This is a genomic window from Kineococcus rhizosphaerae (assembly GCF_003002055.1).
Lineage (GTDB): Bacteria > Actinomycetota > Actinomycetes > Actinomycetales > Kineococcaceae > Kineococcus > Kineococcus rhizosphaerae.
In genome coordinates this window covers 124,627-145,071 of record NZ_PVZF01000015.1, presented here as the reverse complement: position 1 = coordinate 145,071, position 20,445 = coordinate 124,627, and the positions used below count along the sequence as shown (strand labels likewise).

At 73.5% G+C, this 20,445-nt stretch carries 17 protein-coding genes and 1 rRNA gene; 13 read left to right on the top strand and 5 right to left on the bottom strand.

Annotated elements, in window-relative coordinates:
• Positions 1 to 89 (top strand): 5S ribosomal RNA (gene rrf, locus CLV37_RS23605); the annotation flags it as partial.
• Positions 90 to 222: 133 nt separating this feature from the next.
• On the opposite strand, the gene CLV37_RS23600 is transcribed toward rrf, so the two are convergent.
• Together CLV37_RS23600 and CLV37_RS23595 are read right to left on the bottom strand one after the other, a co-directional pair.
• Positions 223 to 1,968 (bottom strand): ABC transporter ATP-binding protein, encoded by a 1,746-nt coding sequence (locus tag CLV37_RS23600; protein ID WP_106215126.1) that lies wholly within the window; start codon positions 1,966 to 1,968, stop codon positions 223 to 225.
• Positions 1,965 to 3,791 (bottom strand): ABC transporter ATP-binding protein, encoded by a 1,827-nt coding sequence (locus CLV37_RS23595; RefSeq protein WP_106215124.1) that lies wholly within the window; start codon positions 3,789 to 3,791, stop codon positions 1,965 to 1,967. Before CLV37_RS23595 ends, CLV37_RS23600 begins: the two co-directional genes overlap by 4 nt.
• A gap of 99 nt (positions 3,792 to 3,890) precedes the next feature.
• Here CLV37_RS23595 and CLV37_RS23590 point away from each other — a divergent pair, with 99 nt between their 5' ends.
• The 9 genes from CLV37_RS23590 to CLV37_RS23550 all read left to right on the top strand — a co-directional run bounded on the left by CLV37_RS23590 (position 3,891) and on the right by CLV37_RS23550 (position 13,942).
• Positions 3,891 to 4,781: a hypothetical protein gene (locus tag CLV37_RS23590; RefSeq protein ID WP_106215122.1), complete on the top strand. Its 891-nt coding sequence runs from the start codon at positions 3,891 to 3,893 to the stop codon at positions 4,779 to 4,781.
• A gap of 242 nt (positions 4,782 to 5,023) precedes the next feature.
• A complete protein-coding gene (locus CLV37_RS23585; protein WP_342762306.1) occupies positions 5,024 to 5,683 on the top strand; it encodes a GntR family transcriptional regulator in 660 nt (219 codons plus the stop codon).
• A gap of 91 nt (positions 5,684 to 5,774) precedes the next feature.
• Positions 5,775 to 7,499: a GH39 family glycosyl hydrolase gene (locus CLV37_RS23580; protein WP_106215118.1), complete on the top strand. Its 1,725-nt coding sequence runs from the start codon at positions 5,775 to 5,777 to the stop codon at positions 7,497 to 7,499.
• Positions 7,496 to 8,329, top strand: coding sequence for an aldo/keto reductase (locus CLV37_RS23575; RefSeq protein WP_106215116.1), 834 nt, complete (start codon positions 7,496 to 7,498; stop codon positions 8,327 to 8,329). Before CLV37_RS23580 ends, CLV37_RS23575 begins: the two co-directional genes overlap by 4 nt.
• 14 nt (positions 8,330 to 8,343) lie before the next feature.
• Positions 8,344 to 9,318 (top strand): carbohydrate ABC transporter permease, encoded by a 975-nt coding sequence (locus CLV37_RS23570; protein WP_106215114.1) that lies wholly within the window; start codon positions 8,344 to 8,346, stop codon positions 9,316 to 9,318.
• Positions 9,315 to 10,166, top strand: a complete 852-nt coding sequence (locus CLV37_RS23565; RefSeq protein ID WP_211298888.1) for a carbohydrate ABC transporter permease — start codon at positions 9,315 to 9,317, stop codon at positions 10,164 to 10,166. Before CLV37_RS23570 ends, CLV37_RS23565 begins: the two co-directional genes overlap by 4 nt.
• Positions 10,167 to 10,206: 40 nt before the next feature.
• On the top strand, positions 10,207 to 11,643 hold the full coding sequence (locus tag CLV37_RS23560) for an ABC transporter substrate-binding protein (RefSeq protein WP_106215112.1): 1,437 nt from the start codon (positions 10,207 to 10,209) through the stop codon (positions 11,641 to 11,643).
• Positions 11,644 to 11,732: 89 nt separating this feature from the next.
• Positions 11,733 to 12,662: a hypothetical protein gene (locus CLV37_RS23555; protein WP_106215110.1), complete on the top strand. Its 930-nt coding sequence runs from the start codon at positions 11,733 to 11,735 to the stop codon at positions 12,660 to 12,662.
• Positions 12,663 to 12,721: 59 nt separating this feature from the next.
• Positions 12,722 to 13,942, top strand: coding sequence for a hypothetical protein (locus CLV37_RS23550; protein ID WP_146149558.1), 1,221 nt, complete (start codon positions 12,722 to 12,724; stop codon positions 13,940 to 13,942).
• A gap of 140 nt (positions 13,943 to 14,082) precedes the next feature.
• Here the strand turns inward: CLV37_RS23550 and CLV37_RS23545 are convergent, their stop codons facing one another.
• Entirely contained in the window at positions 14,083 to 15,216 is a 1,134-nt protein-coding gene (locus CLV37_RS23545; protein WP_106215106.1) for a helix-turn-helix transcriptional regulator, read from the bottom strand.
• Positions 15,217 to 15,329: 113 nt separating this feature from the next.
• Between CLV37_RS23545 and CLV37_RS23540 the strand changes: the two genes are divergently transcribed.
• Both CLV37_RS23540 and CLV37_RS23535 read left to right on the top strand, forming a co-directional pair.
• Positions 15,330 to 15,737, top strand: coding sequence for a RidA family protein (locus tag CLV37_RS23540; protein ID WP_106215104.1), 408 nt, complete (start codon positions 15,330 to 15,332; stop codon positions 15,735 to 15,737).
• A gap of 77 nt (positions 15,738 to 15,814) precedes the next feature.
• Positions 15,815 to 17,173 (top strand): FAD-binding oxidoreductase, encoded by a 1,359-nt coding sequence (locus tag CLV37_RS23535; RefSeq protein ID WP_211298887.1) that lies wholly within the window; start codon positions 15,815 to 15,817, stop codon positions 17,171 to 17,173.
• Between the two features lie 17 nt (positions 17,174 to 17,190).
• Here CLV37_RS23535 and CLV37_RS23530 read toward each other — a convergent pair whose 3' ends face one another.
• Together CLV37_RS23530 and hisD are read right to left on the bottom strand one after the other, a co-directional pair.
• Positions 17,191 to 18,003 (bottom strand): nitrilase-related carbon-nitrogen hydrolase, encoded by an 813-nt coding sequence (locus CLV37_RS23530; protein ID WP_106215100.1) that lies wholly within the window; start codon positions 18,001 to 18,003, stop codon positions 17,191 to 17,193.
• Positions 18,000 to 19,316, bottom strand: a complete 1,317-nt coding sequence (hisD, locus tag CLV37_RS23525) for a histidinol dehydrogenase (protein ID WP_106215098.1) — start codon at positions 19,314 to 19,316, stop codon at positions 18,000 to 18,002. Before hisD ends, CLV37_RS23530 begins: the two co-directional genes overlap by 4 nt.
• A 79-nt stretch (positions 19,317 to 19,395) precedes the next feature.
• Between hisD and CLV37_RS23520 the strand changes: the two genes are divergently transcribed.
• Positions 19,396 to 20,328, top strand: coding sequence for a LysR family transcriptional regulator (locus CLV37_RS23520; RefSeq protein ID WP_106215096.1), 933 nt, complete (start codon positions 19,396 to 19,398; stop codon positions 20,326 to 20,328).
• Positions 20,329 to 20,445: the final 117 nt, after the last annotated feature.

Below are 20,445 nucleotides of genomic sequence, written 5' to 3'. Positions count from 1 at the left end.
CCGGTCTCATTCCGAACCCGGAAGCTAAGCCCACCAGCGCCGATGGTACTGCTCGGGAGACTGGGTGGGAGAGTAGGTCACCGCCGGCCACTCACACTTTGGTGAGAGCGTGTGGGGCGCACCCTGTTCGGGGGTGCGCCCCACACGTGTTTACGGCGTCGCAACTACGGGAAGGCTGGACCCCTCCGCAGGGGGCCAGCCTTCTTCGCGATCCGGGACCTTTCAGGCGTGCTGCGCCGTCCAGGCTGCGTGGAGCCGGGAGTACGGGCCGCCCGCGTGAGCGAGCCGCGCTGCAGGGCCCACCTCCACGACCCGACCCGAGTCGACGACGACGACGGTGTCGGCGGCCTCCGCCGTCGAGAGTCGGTGGGCGATCGCGACCGACGTGCGTCCCGACAGCACCCCTTCGAGCGCCCGCTGCAGCCGCACCTCCGTCGCCGGGTCCACCGAGGACGTCGCCTCGTCGAGCACCAGGAGGTCGGGGTCGGCGAGGTGGGCGCGGACCAGGGCCACGAGCTGGCGCTCTCCGGCCGAGAGGCGTTCCCCCCGCTGGCCGACGGGCGTCTCCAGCCCCTCGGGGAGGCCGTCGAGCCAGGCCGTGAGGCCGAGGTCGTCGAAGGCGGTGCGGACCTGGGCGTCCGTGGCGCCGGGCAGGCCGCGGCGCACGTTCTCGCCGACCGTCGTGTCGAAGAGGAAACCCTCCTGCGGGACGGCGACGACGCGGCGGTGGAGCTCGGCCGAGGGGAGGTCCCGGGCGTCCACACCCGACAGGAGGACGCGGCCGGAGACCGGGTCGACCAGGCGCGTCATGAGGCGCGACAGCGTCGTCTTGCCCGATCCCGTCTCGCCGACGATGGCGGTGCGGGAACCGGCGGGGAAGTGCAGGGTCACCCCGGACAGCACGGTCTTCGTCGTGCCCGGGTAGGCGTAGGCGACGTCCTGGACCCGGACGTCGACGGGGCCGTGGGGGAGGGTCCTGGGCGTGGCGGGTTCGGGGACGGACACGGGGGTGTCGATGAGGTCGACGACCCGTCGCCAGCCGGCCAGGGCGTTCTGCAGCTCGTTGAGCACCTCCGTGGCCGCCTGGACGGGTCCGACCCACAACTGGGCGAGGAAGAGGAAGGCCAGCAGCCGGCCGAGAGTGATGTCACCGGCCAGGCCGAGCAGAGTGCCGACGACGATGACCAGCGCGACCACCACACCGGAGACGAACACCCCGGAGGAGAAGGTCACGGCCGTCGCCGTCTGGGCCTTCACAGCCTGCTTGCGGTGAGCCTCGATGGTGGCGTCGATCCGCGTCCAGGACCGTTCGGACGCGGCGTGGGCGCGGATCACGTCGGCCCCCACGACGGTCTCGGAGATCGCGGCGAGCAGGTCACCCATGCGGACCCGGACGGCGCGGTAGGCGCGGGTCACGGGGGCCTGCAGCTTCTGCCGGGCCAGGACCAGGGGGACGAAGCAGCCGAGGACGACGAGCGCCAGCTGCCACGAGTAGAAGAACATCAACCCGGTCGCGAGGAGGACCTGCGCCGCGGACAGGACGAGGACGAGCATGCCGGTCTGCAGGAACGTCGAGATGGTGTCCACGTCGCTCGTCACGCGGCTGACGAGGGAACCGCGTCGTTCGCCGCTCTGCGTCAGGACGGCGAGGTCGTGGACGTGGCGGAACGCGCGGACCCGCAGGCTCGCCAACCCCGCCTCGGTGGCGCGGAACAAGCGGACGTTGACGATCCACGCCGTGCCCGCGGTGACGAGCACGAGCAGCGCGGCGACCGAGCAGAGCACGGCGACGCGGGTGACGTCGGGGCCGCCGTCGGCCTGCACGCCCGCGTCGATGGTCTGCTGCACGGCGACCGGGACGGCGACCTTGCCGAGGGTCGTCGCCGCGGCGATCACCAGCGTCAGGCCGATCCCCTCGGCGAACTCGGGGGTCAGTTCGCGACTCCTGGCCAGAACTCCGGAACTCACGCGGCGCCCTCCTCGGCGGCTCGGTCCGCGGCGGCGCGGGCGTAGGCGGTGACGAGGTCGCGGTACCCCTCGTCGCGGGCGGCGACCTCGTCGGCGGGACCCCGGTCCACGACCCGTCCGTGGTCGAGGTGGACCACTTCGTCGGCGAGGGCGATCGTCGCGGGGCGGTAGGCGACGACGACGACCGTCGTCCCCGTGCCGGAACGTTCCAGGCCGTCGAGCACGGCGCGTTCCACCGCGGGGTCGAGGGCGCTGGTGGCGTCGTCGAGGACGAGCAGGCGGGGGTGCCGCACCAGGGCGCGGGCCAGGGCGAGCCGCTGGCGCTGCCCACCGGACAGCGTCGAGCCGCGCTCCCCGACCAGTTCGTCCAGGCCCGAGGGCAGGGACCGGACGAACCCGTCGGCCTGGGCGAGTTCCAGCGCCCGCCACACCTCGTCGTCGGACACCTCGAGGCCGAGGGCGATGTTGCCGCGGATCGTGTCGTCGAACACGAACGTCGACTGCGGGACGAGCGAGGCCGCGCCCGCGATCTGCCCCTCGGCGAGCCGGCGGACGTCGACGCCGTCGAGGAGCACGTCGCCCGTGGAGGGGTCGACCAGGCGCACCAGCAGACCGGCGAGCGTCGACTTGCCCGCTCCCGTCCCGCCGACGACGGCGACGGTCGTGCCGGCGGTGACGTCCAGGGTCACGTCGGACAGCACCGGCTGCGGGGCGGGGTGCTCGCGTCCGTCGTCGGTGAGGGGGTCGAGCGCGGGGGCGGGGTGGCGGTAGGACAGGCCGTTCGTCGCGACGCCCAGCGGGCCGCCGGCGGCGACGGGCTGCGTGCCCCAGGGCGTCGTCGCGTCCTCGCGCAGCACCGCCTGGACGCGGGCGTCGCCGGCGACGGTGCGCGGCAGGTCGGCGAGCAGCCAGCCGAAGGAGCGCACGGGGAACGCCAGCAGGCCCAGCAGGTAGGCCACCTGGACGAGGTCGCCGACGCCCGTGTGCCCGGACGCCACGCGGACCGTGCCGACCACGAGGACCAGCAGGGTGCCCAGGGAGGGCAGCGCCTCGATGAGCGGGTCGAACGCGCCCCGGGTCCGGCCCGCCGCCACGTTGGCGTCGCGCAGTCGTTCGGCGTCGACGCGGAACCGGCTGACCTCCTCGTCGGCCAGGCCAAGGGTCTTGACGACGAGGGCGCCCTCGAAGCTCTCGTGGGCGGTCGAGGACACCTCCCCGCGCAATTGCTGGACGGCCACGACGAGGGGCGACATGCGCCGCTGGTAGACGACGTTCGCGATCACCAGCGCGGGCACGACGAGGAGGCCCACGGCCGCCAGGACCGGGTCGGCCGCGGCCATGGCGATCCCGGCGAAGACGATGAGGATCGCGGTGCCGAGGGCGAAGGGCAGGACCATCGTCGCCTGCCACATCGCCTCCACGTCCGAACCCGCCGTGGCCAGCAGCCGGCCGGCGGGGTGCGCGTGGTGCCAGGCCAGCGGCAGGTCGAGGTAGCGGCGCGCGAGGGCGCGGCGGTACCGCGCCTGCAGGGCGAACGTGAACGCACCGCCGAAGATCCGGCGCAGCAGGACGCCGCCGACGAGGACCACGGTCACGGCGGTGAGCGTCGCGCCGGCGAGCCAGACGTCGCGGGGACCGACCGTCCCCGAACCGTCGAGGGCCGGGACCACGACGTCGGTCGTCACCCGCCCCACGAGGAACCCGGACACGGCGTTCCCGACGCCGTAGACGACCGAACCGACGAGGGCGGTGCGGAAGGGGCGGGGTTCTTCCCGGATGCCTCGGGCCAGGGTTCGCACGCCGTCGAGGAACGTTCCTGTCACCGACCGAGCCTTTCACAGGGAAAGCCCTTTCGCGCGGGTCGACCGTCCTGCCCCGGGGTCCGCAGGACGGCCGGGGGTGGGACGGGCCACGATGGTCCCGTGCTGCTGGAGGTCGACCGCGACAGCGTCGCCATGGGCGACGACGTCGTCCCGCACCGCCGGAGCGTGCAGGTCGCCGACGACCTGAGCGTCGCCGAACTCCTGCGGGTCGTCACGCCGGACATCGCGGTCCCCGACACGTGGACGTGGGTGTGCCACTGGAACGGCGTGCCCTTCGCCGTCCACTCCTCCGGGCGGGGAGGGCGGGTCTGGGACGGGCGGTACCGGACCGTGGCCGACCTGCCGCGACGGGAGGTGACCCCGGAACTGTTCTTCGCGTACTGGACGCAGGTGGACTCCGACTGGCTGCTGGAGCAGCTGCGCGGGGGCGAGCCGCTGGACCGGCGCGCGCTGGAACGGCGGTGGGCACCGGTCGCGGCCGAACGCCGCGAGCGGGAACTGCGGGACCGGGAGCGGACGGTCGCCACGCGGCTGCTCGACGGCGCGACGGTCGAGGCCCTCGGGCGGTTCGGCGCCGTCGTGGACCTGCACACCGACACCTTCTGCCGGTTCCACGTCGGACAGGGACGCTGGGTCGTCCGGCGCATCGACAGCATGACCCTGGTCGACGACCCGCTCGGCCGACGGGGGAGCCTGCGGCCCGTGGCGGTGGCACGACTCTGGCTCGTCGCCGCGCTCGCCCGCGACGCCGAGGGGTACGAGGCGTTCACCACGCCGGTGGTCGACTCCGCCGTCCGGGCCTCCCCGGGCCTGTGGACGATCACCCGGACCGTCGGGGACCGGCAGGAGCTGGCGCAGCAGCACCGGCCCGAGGACGTCGCCTGGTTCCGCGCCGTCCTGGGCCGGACGGTCCCGGAGGTGGTCGCGGCGTACCGGCCCGATCCCGCTCCGCCGTCCCCGCGACGCCGGTGGTGGCGCCATCGGCGCTGACCGAACCGCCGGCGCTGGAGGAAGTGGGCGCCACAACCTCTTGACCATCGATCGTGCACGATCTACGGTCGATGACAACAGCACGACGCACGCTCACCGCAGAGCCGGCGCCGAGGAGGTGACAGCGATGCCGCACCGCCCGCCCCACCGTTCGATAGAACCCGTCCCGACCCGGAGGGCTGTCTACGATGACGCTCGTGGATCAGACGAGGACCCGTCGCGCGCCGGCCCCGAGCCGGCAGATGCTCGCGGACCACGTCTACGACGCCGTCCTCGACCTGCTCATCGACGGCGAGCTGAGAGCCGGTACCGCCCTGGGCATCGACGCGCTGGCCCGGGAGTTCGGCGTCTCCCAGACGCCCGTCCGCGAGGCCCTCGCCCGGCTGGAGTCCACGGGCCTGGTCCGCCGCACCGCCCTCAAGGGCTACCGGGTCGCCCCCGTCGCGACCCCCGAGGAACTCGTCCGGCTCATGCAGGCCCGGCTCGTCCTCGAACCCTCCCTGGCCGAGCTGGCCGCCGACCGGCTCACTCCGCAGCTCGTGGCCGACCTCGAACGGGCCGTCCACGACCTCGCGACCGCCCCCCTGGGGCCCTCGTTCCACGAGTTCCGGCAGTACTGGGAAGCCGACGAGCGCTTCCACCGCATCATCGCCGAGGCCACCGGCAACGAGTTCCTGCTGTCCGCGTACCGCGCCCTCGGCGGGCAGATCCAGCGCTTCCGCCTCTTCGGCGGCGGAGGCGTCACCGACTCCGACCACTGCGTCGCCGAGCACACGCGGGTCCTCGACGGACTGCGCACCGGCGACCCGGCCACCGCCCGCGCGGCCATGGCCGCGCACATCACCGAAGCCCGTGACCGCGCGCTCGGGGCGTACGACGCCCCCGACCCCGCCAACGCCTGACACACCTCAGACCCTTCGCCCGACCCTTCACCGAGAACCACCCGCCGCAGCCGCACCGACGCGGCTCCCGCCTGCCCTGGAGGGCACCCCCATGAGCACCAGCACTGCTCACAACCCCGGCCTGTCCACCGACACCAACCACTTCCCGCGCTCCGCCCCCAGCGACCCCGCGGCCCCGCACGTCGAGCGGGCCACCGTCGTCGTCGACGCCGCCAGCGACCGGGGCGCCCTGACCCGGATCTGGGAGAGCATCGGGTACGACGAGATCAACTGGACGTACACCCCGACGGGGCGCAAGCTCCTGAACACCTTCGGGGAGTTCTCGCCGCGGCCCTTCCTGATCCGCCCGCACTACGTGTTCTGCTCGGGCACGGGGTTCGGGATCCCGCACTGGGGCAACGGGAACGTCTACCACGAGGACGCCGACGGGAACCCGTTCTACGACTTCACGATCGCCGACCAGACCTACGACGCGATCGTCGAGGCGGGCCACCACGTCCTCATGGAGATCGCGTTCACGCCCCGCGACCTGCTGCCCCCCGAGGCCGACGACCTCAAGGTCGTGTCCAGCCCCACGGTCTACAGCAACTACGAGGCTGGGGCCTGGGCCTACCCGCCGAAGGACTACGAGAAGTGGCGCGGGCTCGTCGCCGCGCACGTGCAGCACTGCGTCGAGCGCTACGGTCTCGCCGAGGTCCGGGAGTGGCTCTTCGAGCTGTGGAACGAGCCGGACATCTTCTACTGGAAGGGCACCCCGGAGCAGTTCTGCGACCTCTACCGGGTCACCGCCGAGGCCGTGCGCAGCGTCCTGCCCGACGCCCGGGTCGGCGGGCCGGCCGTGACGGGCGGCGGGGTCGAGTTCCTGCGCACGTTCCTGCAGCACACCGCCGACCACGACGTCGCGCTTGACTTCGTCTCGTTCCACACCAAGGGGTCCGCGTTCACGCCGTGGCGCACCTACGGCCCGACCGGGGCACCGGCGCCGGAGAAGCAGAACCCGTCGGCGCACAAGATGCTGTTCGAGATCCGCCGCATGCAGCGCGTCATCGCCGAGTTCCCGCAGTACCACTCGTTGCCCGCCATCGTCGACGAGTGCGACGCCGGGGTCCCCGCGCACTACAGCGTCTACGACAACGCCAACTTCGCCTTCCAGAACACCGAGTACTACCCGGTGTTCCAGGTCAAGCTGTTCAAGAAGATCCTGGACCTCAACGAGACCGAACCGGTGACGGTCGAGCAGGCCACCTCGTGGAGCTTCTACTTCGAGGGCGAGCGGTTCTTCGAGGGCACCCGCGCGTTCCTCACCGCCGGCGGCATCGAGAAACCCCTGCTCAACGCCTACCGCATGCTGTCCCGGCTCGGCGGCCGGCGCCTGAGTGCGACGTCGGACGCCATGAGCCCGGCCGAGGACCTCGACGCGGGGGACGGACGGTCCATGCGCGAGGAGGTCGACGTCCTCGCCTCCGCCGACCCCGCCGGGCGCGTCAGCCTGCTCGTCTGGCGGCACACCGACGACCAGTACCAGCAGGACGAGGCGGCCGCCCCCGTCACGGTGCGCGTGGAGAACCTGCCCGACGGGACGTACGCCGTGCACCACCACCGCATCGACGCCGCCCACAGCAACGCCCACACCGTGTGGACGGCGCTGGGGTCCCCGCAGAACCCCACCGAGGACCAGATCGCCGCGATCAAGGACCGGCAGGGTCTGGAGGAGTTCGCCCCCGTGCAGGACGTCACCGTCTCCGGGGGGACGTTCACGTCGACCGTCGAGCTGCCGCTGCCGTCGGTCTCGCTGCTCGTGCTGGAGCCGAGGTGAGCGCCCCGGAGCTCGACGCCGTCCGGCTCGCCGACGGGGTCGCGATCCCGCAGCTCGGGGTCGGGGTCTTCCAGGTCCCCGCCGACGACGCCCAGCGCGTCGTCGAGGACGCCCTGGAGCTCGGGTACCGGCACGTCGACACCGCCGCCGCGTACGTCAACGAGGCCGGCGTCGGCGCGGCGCTGCAGGCGTCCGGGCTGCGGCGCGAGGAGGTCTTCGTGACCTCCAAGCTCCGCAACGGCGACCAGGGGTACGACGAGGCGCTGCGCGCCTACGACGACACCTGCGACCGGCTCGGCGTCGACCGGCTCGACCTGTACCTCGTCCACTGGCCCAACCCCTCGGCGGGCCGGTACGCCGACAGCTGGCGCGCGCTGCGCCGACTGCACGCCGAGGGACGGGTGCGGGCGGTGGGGGTCTCGAACTTCCTGCCCGAGCACCTCGACGCCCTCGACGGCGTCCCGGCCGTCAACCAGATCGAGCTGCACCCCACGTTCCAGCAGCGCGACCTCGTCGCCGTCTGCCGGGAGCGGGGGATCGTCGTCGAGGCCTACTCCCCGCTCGGGCAGGGGGCCGACCTCGACGACCCGGTGGTGACGTCCACCGCCCACGCGCACGACGTGACCCCGGCGCAGGTGGTCCTCGCCTGGCACCTGCAGAACGGCCACGTCGTCATCCCGAAGTCCAGCCGCCGCGAACGCCTGGCGGAGAACCTCGCGGCGTCCGCGCTGAGGCTCGGCGCGGACGAGTTGCAGGCCATCACGGACCTCGACCGCGGCCACCGCACCGGCAGCGACCCGGCCACCTTCTCGCTCAGCCAGATCCGGTAGGGAGGTCACCCCCGATGGCGAGAACGATCACCCCCGCGCCCACGCCGGCCCCCACGACCCTCACCGCGCCGCCGACGGCGAAGCGCGGCATCGACACCAGGCGCCAGACGATCTGGATCTGGGCGTTCCTCACCCCCACGCTCGTGCTGTACGGCCTCTACACGCTGTACCCGATCGTGGCGAGCTACTGGTACTCCCTCGTGGAGTGGAACGGGTTCTCCTCCGGCCAGCGGTTCGTGGGGATCGCGAACTACCGAGCCGTCCTGGCCGACCCGGCGTTCTGGTCCTCGGTGAAGATCACCCTGGTGTTCATGCTGCTCGTCGCCCCGGCGCGCATCCTGCTCAGCCTGCTGCTGGCCATGGTGCTGAACTCGCCGCGGCTGCCGCTGCGCAACCTGTTCCGCACGGTCTACTTCCTGCCCGTCGTGACCACGACGGCCATCGTCGGGGTCGTCATGCAGTTCGTCTTCGACCCCGCCAGCGGGCCGTTCACGGCGTTCCTGAAGATGCTGGGCGCGAAGGGGGGCGTCGACTTCCTCGGCGACTCCGGGACCGCCCTCGTGACGGCCGCCGCGGTGTACGTGTGGAAGTTCTTCGGCATCACGATGGTCTACTGGCTGGCCGCGCTGCAGACGATCCCGAACGAGCTCAACGAGGCGGCCCGCATCGACGGGGCCGGCGCGTTCCAGAGCTTCCGGTACGTCACGCTGCCGCTGCTCGCCCCGTTCCTGCTCATCATCACGGTCCTCACGGTCGAGGACACGTTCCACGCCTTCGACCTCATGCAGACCATGACCGGCGGGGGACCGTTCTTCTCCACCGAGATCATCGAGATCTACATCTACCGGTGGGCGTTCAGCGCCTCCATCCCGCAGCTCGGGTTCGCCTCGGCGGCCGCCGTCCTGTTCGGGGTGTTCGTCATGGTCGTCGGGGCGCTGCAGGCGTGGGCGCTCGTCGTCGCCCGCCGCAGCCGGAAGGAGCTGTCGTGAACGCGACCCTCGGAGCCCGGCTCCTGCGACGCGCGCCGTGGTGGGGCGTGGTCCTGCTGCTGGCCGTCCTGGCGGTCGTCTGGGTCTACCCCTTCGTGTGGATGGTCTCGGCGTCGCTCAAGAGCTCCCTGGAGGTCTTCACGGCCGGGCTGAAGATCGTCCCCGACGACTTCGCGTGGGAGAACTACTCCCGGGCGTGGACCGACGCGAACTTCGGTCGCTACATGGTGAACACGGTGATCCTGACGGTCTCGACCGTCGCCATCGTCGTCGTGCGGTGCGCCCTCGCGGGGTACGTCCTCGGCCGCTACGGGTTCCGGGGCAAGAAGGTGATCCTCGCGGTGCTCGTCGCCACGCTGTTCGTCCCGACCGGGTACACCATCATCCCGATCGTCAAGCTCTCCATGGAGCTGAACCTGCTGAACTCCCTCACGGGGATGATCCTCGCGCTGTCGGGTGCGGCCAACGTGTCGGCGATCCTCATCTACGCCGGGTACTTCCGCCAGCTCCCGAAGGAGCTTGAGGAGGCCGCCACCGTCGACGGGGCCGGGTTCGGGCGCGTGTTCTTCCGGATCATGCTGCCGCTGTCGATGCCCGTCACGGCGACCGTCGCGCTGCTGACCTTCCTCGCGACCTGGAACGCGTTCTTCCTGCCCCTGGTGTTCTCGTTCAGCGACCCGGACCTGCGGACGCTGTCGGTCGGGATGCAGGCCTTCGTCGGGGAGAACGCCACCGACTGGTCCGGGATGGCCGCCGCCGGCGTCATCTCGATCCTGCCCATCGTCGCGCTGTTCCTCTTCCTCCAGCGGTACTTCGTCGAAGGCATCGCCGGAGCCGTCAAGTCCTAGACCTGCACGAACCCCCACGATTCTCGACGAGGAGAACGTCATGACCCAGATCTCGCGCCGCTCCCTGCTCGCCGGTGGCGGTGGACTGTCCGCCCTGGCCCTGCTCGCCGCCTGCGGAGGCAGCAGCGGCAGCGGCGCCGGCCCCGGTTCCACCGCCAGCCTGCGCTGGTGGGACCACTTCAGCGCTCTGCAGAAGTTCCACAAGGAGTGGGCGGCCACCGAGGCCAAGGCGCTCGGCGTCCAGATCCAGTACACGTACAACGACGTCAGCAAGTCCACCGAGGCGCTGCAGCTGGCGAACCAGGGCAAGCAGCTGCCGGACATCTACAGCAACGTCGTCGGGCTGCCGCTGCCGGCGCTCGTCGCCGAGGGCTGGCTGCACGAGATCACGCTGTCGGAGGAGGCCAAGGCGGCGCTGCCCGAGGGCGCCTACGCCGAGGGCATCACGACGATCGACGGCAAGCTCTACGGCCTGCCGCTGTTCTCCTTCCAGCAGTACGCGGCCGCGCAGTGGTTCAACGTCGACCTCGTCTCCAAGGCCGGTCTGGACCCCGACGACCCGCCCACCACGTACGACGAGTACCGCGCGAACCTGCAGAAGCTCAAGGGCGGCGACGCCGCGCCCATGGTCCTCGCCCTCGGCGGCGTCGCCCGCATGCGTGAGCAGATGGACGACCTCGCCCAGGCCGCCGGGTTCCCCGGGTTCCAGGGCACGAAGTACACGACGGGGGAGTTCGCCTACGACGACGACACCTACGTCAACGCCATCGAGTTCTGGAAGGAGCTCAACGACTCCGGGCTGATCCTGGCGGGCAGCGGGAACCTGACCGTCGCCGACGCCCGCACGCGCTGGGCCTCCGGCATCGCCGCGTACTTCCCGGACGGGCCGTGGTGCGCGGGCGGGGCGAAGAACGTCGTGCCCACCTTCGTCGACACCATGGGCGTCGGCCCGATCCTGACCCCCGACGGCGGCACGGTGACGACCTACCGGGGGACGTCCGCCGCGCAGTTCTTCATCGCCGGGAACACCAAGAACCCCGAGCAGGCCAACGCCGTCATCGAGTCCATGACGACGAAGGAGTACCAGAAGGGACTGGCCGGCGGGATGGACCAGCCCCCCTTCGACCTGTCCGTCGTCGAGTCCGCGGACGTCATCGAGCCGTACAAGCAGCTCACGCGCTGGTTCGCCGACACCGTCAAGCGGGCGCCCGAACCCATCGTGCGCAACCCCGAGATCGCCAAGGTCCAGGCCGCGCAGAAACCCGTCAGCCCGCACCTGGGCGACATCGTGCAGGGCTACCTCGGCGGTGACGTGAAGGACCTCAAGGCGGCGCTGCGCGACCTCAACGACCGGTCCAACGCCGACCGCGACCAGGCCATCGCCTCGGCCACCGCCGCGGGGGCGACGGTGTCGGTCGCCGACTACGCGTTCTCCGACTGGGTGCCCGGGCAGGACTGGGTGCGACCCGGGGCCTGATCCCCGGTGCACGAGGCCTGTGGACAACTCCCGGGGAATCCGGGCGCTCCCTCGTACGGTGGAGACCCGCCGAACGAGGGAGGACTCCCGTGGAACCGTCGACCGAGGCCGACCGCTCGAGCGTGCGCGGCACGGAACTGGCGTTCGCGCGCTGGCTCAGCGAGGACCTCGGAGGGGTCGACGCGGCCGACCTCAGCGCCCACCTGCGCTGCCTGCGCGACTCGCGGCGCGACCTGCTGGCCCGGCGCGGGGAAACCCGGCCCGACCGGGTCGTCACGGAACTGGACGCCGCCGACGTCGAGCTCCTCGTCGCGCAGGCGGTCCGGCAGGCCGAGCTGGACGGGTTCGACCGCGCCGGCGAGGTCCGGGCCACCTGCGCGCTGTGGGCTCGGTACGTGAACTTCCTCCTCGCCGCGGGGTGGTGGACGGGGGACCGGGCGCAGCTGCCGGACCTGGCCACGGCGCTGTGCCGCCCCGCTCGCGGGGGCCTGCTCGGGCGGGGTGCCCACACCGTCCGGACCGGCCTGCCCGTCGAGCTCGCGCCGCTGCGGCGGACCGGGCTCGTGCGCGACGCCGAGGACGTCCTGCGCGGCCGGGCCGCCGGCACCGCCCGGATGCGCGAGGTCCTCGTGCAGCTGGGCTTCCTGCGCCCCGGCGGGGGACGGGGGCCGCGCTGGGCCTCGTGGGACTCCCCGCACGACGTCGACGCCGCCTTCGCCCGGCGCCGGCTCGTGATCGCCGAGGTGGCCCACGTCGTGCGCCGCGACCCCGGCACCGGGTACGCGCTGGCCCTGGCCACCTCCGACGTCCCGGCCGAGGTGACGCGCGGCGGGCGCCTGCTCGCCGAGCTCGTCGGCGCCGGGCGGCTGGCCCCGCTCGTGGCCGGCGGCGTCCTGCCCGCCGCGCCGGGCCGGCGGATCGCGCGAGGGCTGCAGCCGGCCGTGCACGTGGGGCTGACGCGGCTCGCCGACGACGGGGTCCTGGACCTCGACGGCCCCGAGCTGGCGCGGGCGGGCTGACGCAGGACGTTCACCGGACGCGGTGGAGACGATCACGGCCCGGGTGACAGGCTGGGCCGGTGGCAGCTGACGAACGTCCCCTGGTGCACGAGTCCTACGCGCTCGGCGAGCGCGCGATGCAGGAGCTGCGCGGCCCCTTCGCCGCGTGGCTGGACGAGAACGTCGAGGTCGACGAGGAGGTGGGCCCCGAGGCCGTCGTCGAGGCCGTCACCGTCGGCGCGGGCGGCCTGCTCACCGTCCGGCCCGGAGCGCAGCTCACCCGGCTCACCCCCGAGGACGTCGAGGCGCTCGTCGGGCAGGTCATCCCCGCGATGGTCGAGGACACGGCCACCCCCGAACCGGACGAGATGGTCGACGACCTCGCCGCGATCTGGTGGCAGCTGCTGACCTTCCTCGGCGAGACCGGCCGCTGGCAGGGGTCGGCGAGCGACCTGGAGACGAACCTCGTCCTGCTCGCGGGCGAGCCGCCCGAGCTCGCCGAGGTCCTGGCCGCCGCGGCCGAGGACGTCGACGAGGGGGAGGAGGACGCCGCCGTCCTCGCGTCCTTCCCCGTGCGGGCCGCGCAGGCCGTCCTCGCCCACGTCGGCGAGGGGATCGAGGTCCCCGACGACGCCGAGCTCGCCGGCGACGACGTCACCGCGATCCTCGCCTCCTTCGAGCACCGCATCCCCAGCACCGTGGACGCCGACGGCGAACCGACCGACCTCGAGGACGTGCCGTGGCTGCGGCAGGTCGTGCTCCTCATGCTCGACCTCGACCTGCTCGACGGCGAGGACGAGACGCTGCTGGCCCCCGGCCCGGAGGCCGAGGGCTGGCTGCAGCCGACCCCGGAACCCCGTGAGCTGCGCCGCCACCTCGTCGGCCGGTTCATCCTCGACGACCCCACGACGCTGGAGGAGGGGTTCTCGATCTCCGACGCCGTGCTGCCGACGATCTTGGCCTCGGCGATCACCGGGAACCCCTTCGACGACGCCGCCCTGAACGGGCTCGTCGACAACGCCGCCGTGCTCGGGCCCGCCGCCGGGGTGGCCGTCGAGGAACTGCGCGAACGGCTGTCCGACCTCGGCGCCCTGGGGCTGCTCAGCGAGTCCGCGCCGTGGACCGTCGCCCGCGGGTTCTGGCCCGCCCTCGCCGCGGCCGTCGACGCCGAGGAGGAGGACGACGTGCTCGGTGACCTCTTCGGCGACGGGGAACCGCACTGGCTGGAGAACGTCATGGGCCAGCTCGGCGTCGGGGACGCCCAGATGCAGCAGATCCGGAACATCCTCGGCGGGCGCTGAGGCGGGACCTCACCCGTCGGGTGCGGCGCGAGGTGTGCCTCGCGCGGGAACCCGGCCCGTGGGAGGGCACGAGGTGTGCCTCGCGCGGGAGGTGGGGGTCCCGGGTGAGCCGGGGCGGGGCGGGGCGGGGCGGAGGGGCGTCAGGCGAAGGAGCCCGAGGGGCCGACCGCCCGGCCCAGCTTCGGGGCGTACTCCTCGACGAAGACCCGCGCGGTCAGCTCGCGGCGGCTGCGGACGCCGACCTTGTCGAACACCACCTTCAGGTGGTCCTGGACGGTGTAGGCGGACAGGTGCAGGGTCGTGGCGATCTCGGCCGTCGACACCCCGCGCAGCACCAGCCGCACCACGTCCTGCTCGCGCGCGGTCAGCCCGAACGCCTCCACGAGCAGGGGCAGCACGTCGGACCGGCCCGCGTCCTCGATCGTCACCGCGAACGTGGGGACGGCGGACGGGCCGAACGAGGTCATGGGGGAGGCGCTCACCACGACCCACCGGCCGTCGGTCGTGCGCATGCGGACGCGGGGCGCCCAGTCCTGCCGCCCCTGCGCGAACCGCCGCGCGGCCTTGACGACCGACTGCACCGGCATCGGCAGGGCACCGCGACCGAGCTCCGGGCCGCCGAGCTCGGCGACGCGCCGGGCCGCGGCCGGGTTCGCGGACAGCACGTCCCCGCGGTCGTCGACGACGATCACCCCCGGGCCGGCCTCCTCCACCGGGGCCGCCCCCGCCAGCGACGTCACGAGGCCGGCCCGCACCCCGCGCGCCAGCGGGGTCGACACCGTGCTGACGAACTCCATCTCGGCGGCGTTGAAGGTCGCGGCGCGGTCGCCGGTGTCGCGGAACAGCGCCAGGAACGCCCACATCGACCCGTCGGCCGTCACGGCCGTCCGCAGTTCGTCCGTGACGCCCCACAGCGGGTGGAGGAAGTTCTCGTACCGGCTGCAGCGCAGCGGGTCACCGGCGGTCTCCCGGTGGGTCGTCGTGACCCCGCCGGGACGGTCCAGCAGGTCGCGGTAGTCGTAGACGTCCTCGACGACGTACTCGTGGAACGCCCACAGCTCGTCCTGCTCGGGCGTGACCGTCGTCATCGTCCCCGACTTCAGGGCGCTGGTCACCAGTCGGGTCGCGGGGTCGGTGGTCGCGAAGCAGGCCGCCGCGAACGGGACGGCCCGGTGCAGGACCTCCAGGGTGGCGGCCACGAACGTGGGCGTGTCCAGCCCCGTCGTGCTCAGGGCGTCGAGCTGCGCGCGCGTGCGTTCCGTCGGCGAGGCCACGACCCGAGTCTGCGCCCGGTGGCCGACCCGGGGGAACCCCAGAGTTCTGGGGTCGCGGTTCACCAGGACGCTGGGATGTTCCGCCCCCCGGGGCTGGCGGCACCGTTCTCGGCATGCCCACCACCGAGACCAGCGGGACCACCCGCATCAACCCGAGCAGCTGGAACCTCGCCCTGGGGTTCGACCAGGCCCAGCTGCGCCCCGCCCCGACCCGGCTGCTGACCTGCGCCGGCCAGGGGTCCGTCGACCGCGACGGCCGCCTCGTCCACGAGGGCGACGTCACCGCCCAGATCGCCCTGGCCGTCGAGAACGTCGAGGACCTGCTGCACCGCGCCGGGATGGACCTCGGCGACGTCCTGCAGCTGACCGTCCACGCCACCGACGTCGACGCCGTCCTGGCCGGGTACGGCCTCATCGCCGAGCGGTTCGCCCCGGCCACCCCGCCCGCCACGCTCGTCGGCGTCGCCCGCCTCGCCGTGCCCGGGATGCTCGTCGAGATCACCGCCACGGCGGGCCGCTGATGTCCCGCCCCACGCGCGGCCAGGTGCTGCGCTCCCTCGCCGCCCTCCCCCTCCTCACCTCCCTCAGGAGCACCCCCGTGACCACCACCAGCACCCTCAGCGCCAGCGCAGACCGGCACGCCGAGACCCTGCGCGGAGTCCGCGGCCCGGTGTTCCGCCCCGGCGACGCCGGGTTCGCCGAGGAGGTCGCCGGGTTCAACGCGGCCTTCCAGCCGCGCCCGTCGCTCGTCGTGGGCGCCACGACCGCCGACGACGTGGCCGCCGCCGTCCGGTACGCCCGGGCCACCGGTGCGAAGGCGCGGGTCCAGGCCACCGGCCACGGCCTGTCCTCCGACCTCGCCGGCACCGTCCTCGTGACGACGAAGCGGCTCACCGGCCTGCGGATCGACCCGCGGCACCGCACGGCCACCGTCGGGGCGGGCGTGCGCTGGAAGGCCGTGGTCGACGCCGCCGCCGAGCACGGCCTCGCCCCGCTGTGCGGGTCGTCGTCGCAGGTCGGGGCCGTCGGGTACACCCTCGGCGGCGGCCACGGTTCCCTCGGCCGCCGGTACGGGTACGCCGCCGACCACGTCCGCTCCCTCGACGTCGTCACCGCCGACGGCCACCGCCGCCACGTCGACGTCCTGCACCACCACGACCTGTTCTGGGCGTTGCGCGGCGGCCGCGACGGGCTCGCCGTCGTCACCTCGATGACCGTCGACCTCGTGCCCGTCACCCGCCTGCACGGCGGCGGGATCTTCCACCCCGGCACCAGCGCGAAGGAGGTCCTGCACGCCTGGCGCACCTGGGCGCCGACCCTGCCCGAGCACGTCAGCACGTCGGTGGCACTGCTGCGGCTGCCGCCGGACCCGGCCCTGCCCGAACCCCTGCGCGGGCAGTTCGTCGTCCACGTCCGGTTCACCTCGACGGGGACCGCGGCCGAGGCCGACCGGCTCCTGCAGCCGGTGCGGGCCGCCGCGCCCGTCCTGATCGACACGATCGGGGAGATGCCGTTCACCGCCATCGACAGCGTGCACGCCGACCCCACCCGGCCCATGCCGGTGGCGCAGAGCGGGACGGGGCTGCGGGAACTGTGCGCGGGCACCCTCGACGCGGTCCTGGCCCGCGCCGACGCGGCGAGCGGCAGCACCCTGGCCATGGTCGAGCTGCGCCTGCTCGGCGGCGCCCTCGCCCGGCAGCCGAGGGTCCCGAACGCCGTCACCGGCCGGGGCGCGCAGTTCTCGCTCCTGGGCCTCGGCGTGCTCGCCGGGCCCGGCGCGGAACGGGTCCCGCAGCAGCTGCACGCGCTGACCACCACCGTGCAGCCCTGGGCCACCGCGGGCCCGCTGAACCTCGCCGGCGGCGGCGACCACAGCGCCTTGTGGTCGGCGGCGGACCGGGCCCGGCTCGCCACGGTCCGCCACCGCCACGACCCCCGGGGGACCCTGGCCCCCTGACGGCCGTGGACCCCGGCTCAGTACAGGTCGGTGCGCCGGTCCTCGAAGAGGTGGGCGCGTTCGGTCAGACGCTTGTCACGGGTCGGGGCCAGGTCGACGTCGGTCACGAGGAGTCCCTCGTCCTGCACGGCCACCGGCCAGCCGTCGGCGCCGACGACCGTCGTGCCCGCCGTCCAGCGCTGACCGCGTTCGGTCCCCGTGCGGTCGCAGCACACCACGACGACCCGGTTCACGCGGGCCGCGGCCATGGCGATGACGACCTCCGGGGGGCGCTCGCCGTCCGGCCGCGGCCCCAGGGGCCAGTTCGTCGGCACGGCCAGGACCTCCGCACCGGCGAGGGCGAGGTGCCGGGTGAGCTCGGGGAACTCCAGGTCGTAGCAGATCAGGGGAGCGAGCCGGCCGAACCGGACGTCCAGCACCGGCGGCAGCTCGTCGCCCGCGGCGAAGAACCGCTTCTCCTCGTCCCACAGGTGCAGCTTGCGGTACACCGCGAGGACCCCCGTGCGGTCCACGACGGCGGCGCTGTTGAACAGCGTCCCGCCGCAGCCCCGCTCGCAGAAACCCCCGACGACGACGGCGTCCCCCGCGGCCCGGGCCCACCGGGTGAAGACGTCGTGGTCCGGGCCGATCGCGACCCCCGCCGCCTCCTCGACGGAGGCGAACACGTACCCGGAGGTGACGAGTTCGGGCAGCACCACCAGGTCGGCCCCGGCCGCGACGGCCGCCCGCACCGCGTCGACCGACCGGTCGCAGTTCCCGGCGAGGTCGCCGATCCGGGGGGCCGACGTGTGGCAGGCGACGCGGGTCGTGGGGTTCGCCGGGGAGCTCACCGCCAGCGGGCCGTGCGCAGGGTGGCGGTGGCGCTGTGCGCGGCCATCCCCTCGGAGTCGGAGATGACCTGGACCGCCGTGGCGAGGTCGGGCGTCGCCTCGCGCGCGATCCGCTGGTACGTCAGGGGTTTGAGGTAGCGCGAGACCGACAGCCCGGCGCTGTGCTTCGCGCCGCCCGCGGTCGGCAGGGTGTGGTTCGTCCCCGCCATCCCCTTGTCCGAGTACGCCACCGTGGACCACGGGCCGATGAACAGCGACCCGTAGTTCTTCAGCCGGTCGTGGTACCAGTCGTCGTCGGCGGTGAGGACCTCGAGGTGCTCGGGGGCGAGGTCGTCCATCAGCGTCGCGGCCGTCTCGCAGTCGGCGGCCCAGGTGACGCTGCCGTGGTCGCGCCAGGCGGCGCCCGCGATGTCGCGCGTCGCGAGCGTCTCCAGCTGGCGGTCGACCTCGGCGACGACCGCCTCGGCGAGTTCGCGCGACGTCGTCACGAGAGCGGCGGGGGAGTTGGGGCCGTGCTCGGCCTGACCGAGCAGGTCGGCCGCCACGAGCACCGGGTCGGCCGTCTCGTCGGCGATCACCGCGACCTCCGAGGGACCGGCGAGCAGGTCGATCGCGACGGTCCCGAACAACTGCCGCTTGGCCTCGGCGACGAACGCGTTGCCCGCCCCGACGAGCATGTCGACCGGGCCGTCGCCGACGAGCCCGAACGCCATGGCCGCCAGCGCCTGCACCCCGCCGAGGACGAACACGCGGTCCACCCCGGACACGGCGGCGGCGTACAGGACCGCGTCGTTCGCGCCGCCGTGCGGCTGCGGGGGCGTGCACGCCACCACCGAGGGGACCCCGGCGACCTTGGCGACGCCGACCGTCATGAAGGCGCTCGCGGTCAGCGGGAACCGGCCCGCCGGCAGGTAGGCCCCGACCCGGCCGACGGGCACGTACTTCTGGCCGACGACGAGCCCGGGGGTCAGTTCGGTGGAGAAGTCGACGAGGTGCTCGCGCTGGGCGGCGGCGAAGGCGCGGGTGCGTTCCCCTCCGAGTTCGATGGCCGCACGCAGGTCCGCGGGCAGGCGGTCCCCGCTGCGGGCGACGGTCTCGGCGTCGAGTTCGACGGGCCGGCCGTCGTGCCCGTCGAGTTCGGCGGCGTAGCGCAGGACGGCGTCGAGGCCACCCTTCTCGATGTCGGTGAGCATCCCGGAGACCCGCGCGGCGACGGCGGGGTCGCGCTGGGCGGGCGGGGTGCTGACGGCCGGCGTCTTCACCGGTGCGAACCGGCCCGCGAGGGTGGTCAGGAGGGCGGGGGTGAACTGCATGACCCCAGGCTAGGAAACCCCCGAGACCCAGGACAAGGACCAGGTTTCCTCTGGTTCCGGCAGGACTACCCTGTGGCTCGTGACGCTGAACCAGTTGCGGGCGTTCCTGGCCGCGGCGCGCACCGGGTCGTTCGCCGCCGCGGCGACGGACCTGGGCATCGCCTCGGCGTCGGCGTCCGAACTCGTGCGCCGGCTCGAGGAGGAGCACGGCATCGCGCTGTTCACCCGGGGCCCGCGCCGGCTCGTACCGACGAGCGCGGGTGAGCAGCTCCTGCCCTTCGCCGAGCAGTCGGTGACGGCGGCCGACGCGGGCGCGGACGCCGTGCGGTCGCTGCGCAGCCTGGGCAGCGGGGTCGCGACGTTCGGGGTGCTGCGCAACGCGGACTACTACCTGCTGTCCGGTCTCGTGGAGGACTTCCACGCCCGGCACCCGGGGGTCCGCGTGCGGCTGGTGGGGCTGAACTCCGTGGAGGTCGCCGCGGCCGTGGCGGCGGGGGAGCTGGAGGCGGGGCTCGTCGTGCTGCCCGTGGACGACGCGGGGCTGGCGGTGACGCCCGTCCTGCGCGACGAGGTGCTCTACGTCAGCGCCCGCCCGGAACGCCTGGCGCGGCCCGTGACGATCGCCGACCTCGCCGCGGCGCCGCTCGTCCTCTACGACGCGCACTACGGCTGGCGCGACCCGACGCGGCGGCAGGTGGCCGAGCGCGCGCGGCTGGCCGGGGTGCGGCTGGAACCCCTCATCGAGGTCGAGCACGTCGAGGCGGCGCTCGGGCTCGTCGCGCGGGGCGTCGGCGACACCTTCGTCAGCCGGGCCGTCGCGCGCAGCGCCGGGTTCCCCGCGCACCTGGGGACGGTGGGTTTCGCCGAACCCCTGCACGACGTCGTCGCGCTGGTGCAGCGGGAGGGGACCGTGGTGTCCCCGGCGACGCGCGAGCTCGCGCGGCTGGCCCGCCAGCGCCTGCTGGCCCCCGCTCCCGACCGCGCACCGCACACTCCGGACCCTGAGAACTGACGCGGGAGGGCCCGACGTGTGCGATGCGCGGGAAGGGCGACGCGGGAAGGGCGACGCGGGAAGGGCGACGCGGGAAGGGCGACGCGGGAAGGGGCGACGCGGGAAGGGGCGAGGAGC

Bases quoted from the DNA above. Each gene is read 5' to 3' on its own strand.
- CLV37_RS23560 (WP_106215112.1), top strand. From the start codon at position 10,207: ATGACCCAGATCTCGCGCCGCTCCCTGCTCGCCGGTGGCGGTGGACTG.
- CLV37_RS23540 (WP_106215104.1), top strand. From the start codon at position 15,330: ATGCCCACCACCGAGACCAGCGGGACCACCCGCATCAACCCGAGCAGC.
- CLV37_RS23570 (WP_106215114.1), top strand. From the start codon at position 8,344: ATGGCGAGAACGATCACCCCCGCGCCCACGCCGGCCCCCACGACCCTC.
- CLV37_RS23580 (WP_106215118.1), top strand. From the start codon at position 5,775: ATGAGCACCAGCACTGCTCACAACCCCGGCCTGTCCACCGACACCAAC.
- hisD (WP_106215098.1), bottom strand. From the start codon at position 19,316: ATGCAGTTCACCCCCGCCCTCCTGACCACCCTCGCGGGCCGGTTCGCA.
- CLV37_RS23585 (WP_342762306.1), top strand. From the start codon at position 5,024: ATGCTCGCGGACCACGTCTACGACGCCGTCCTCGACCTGCTCATCGAC.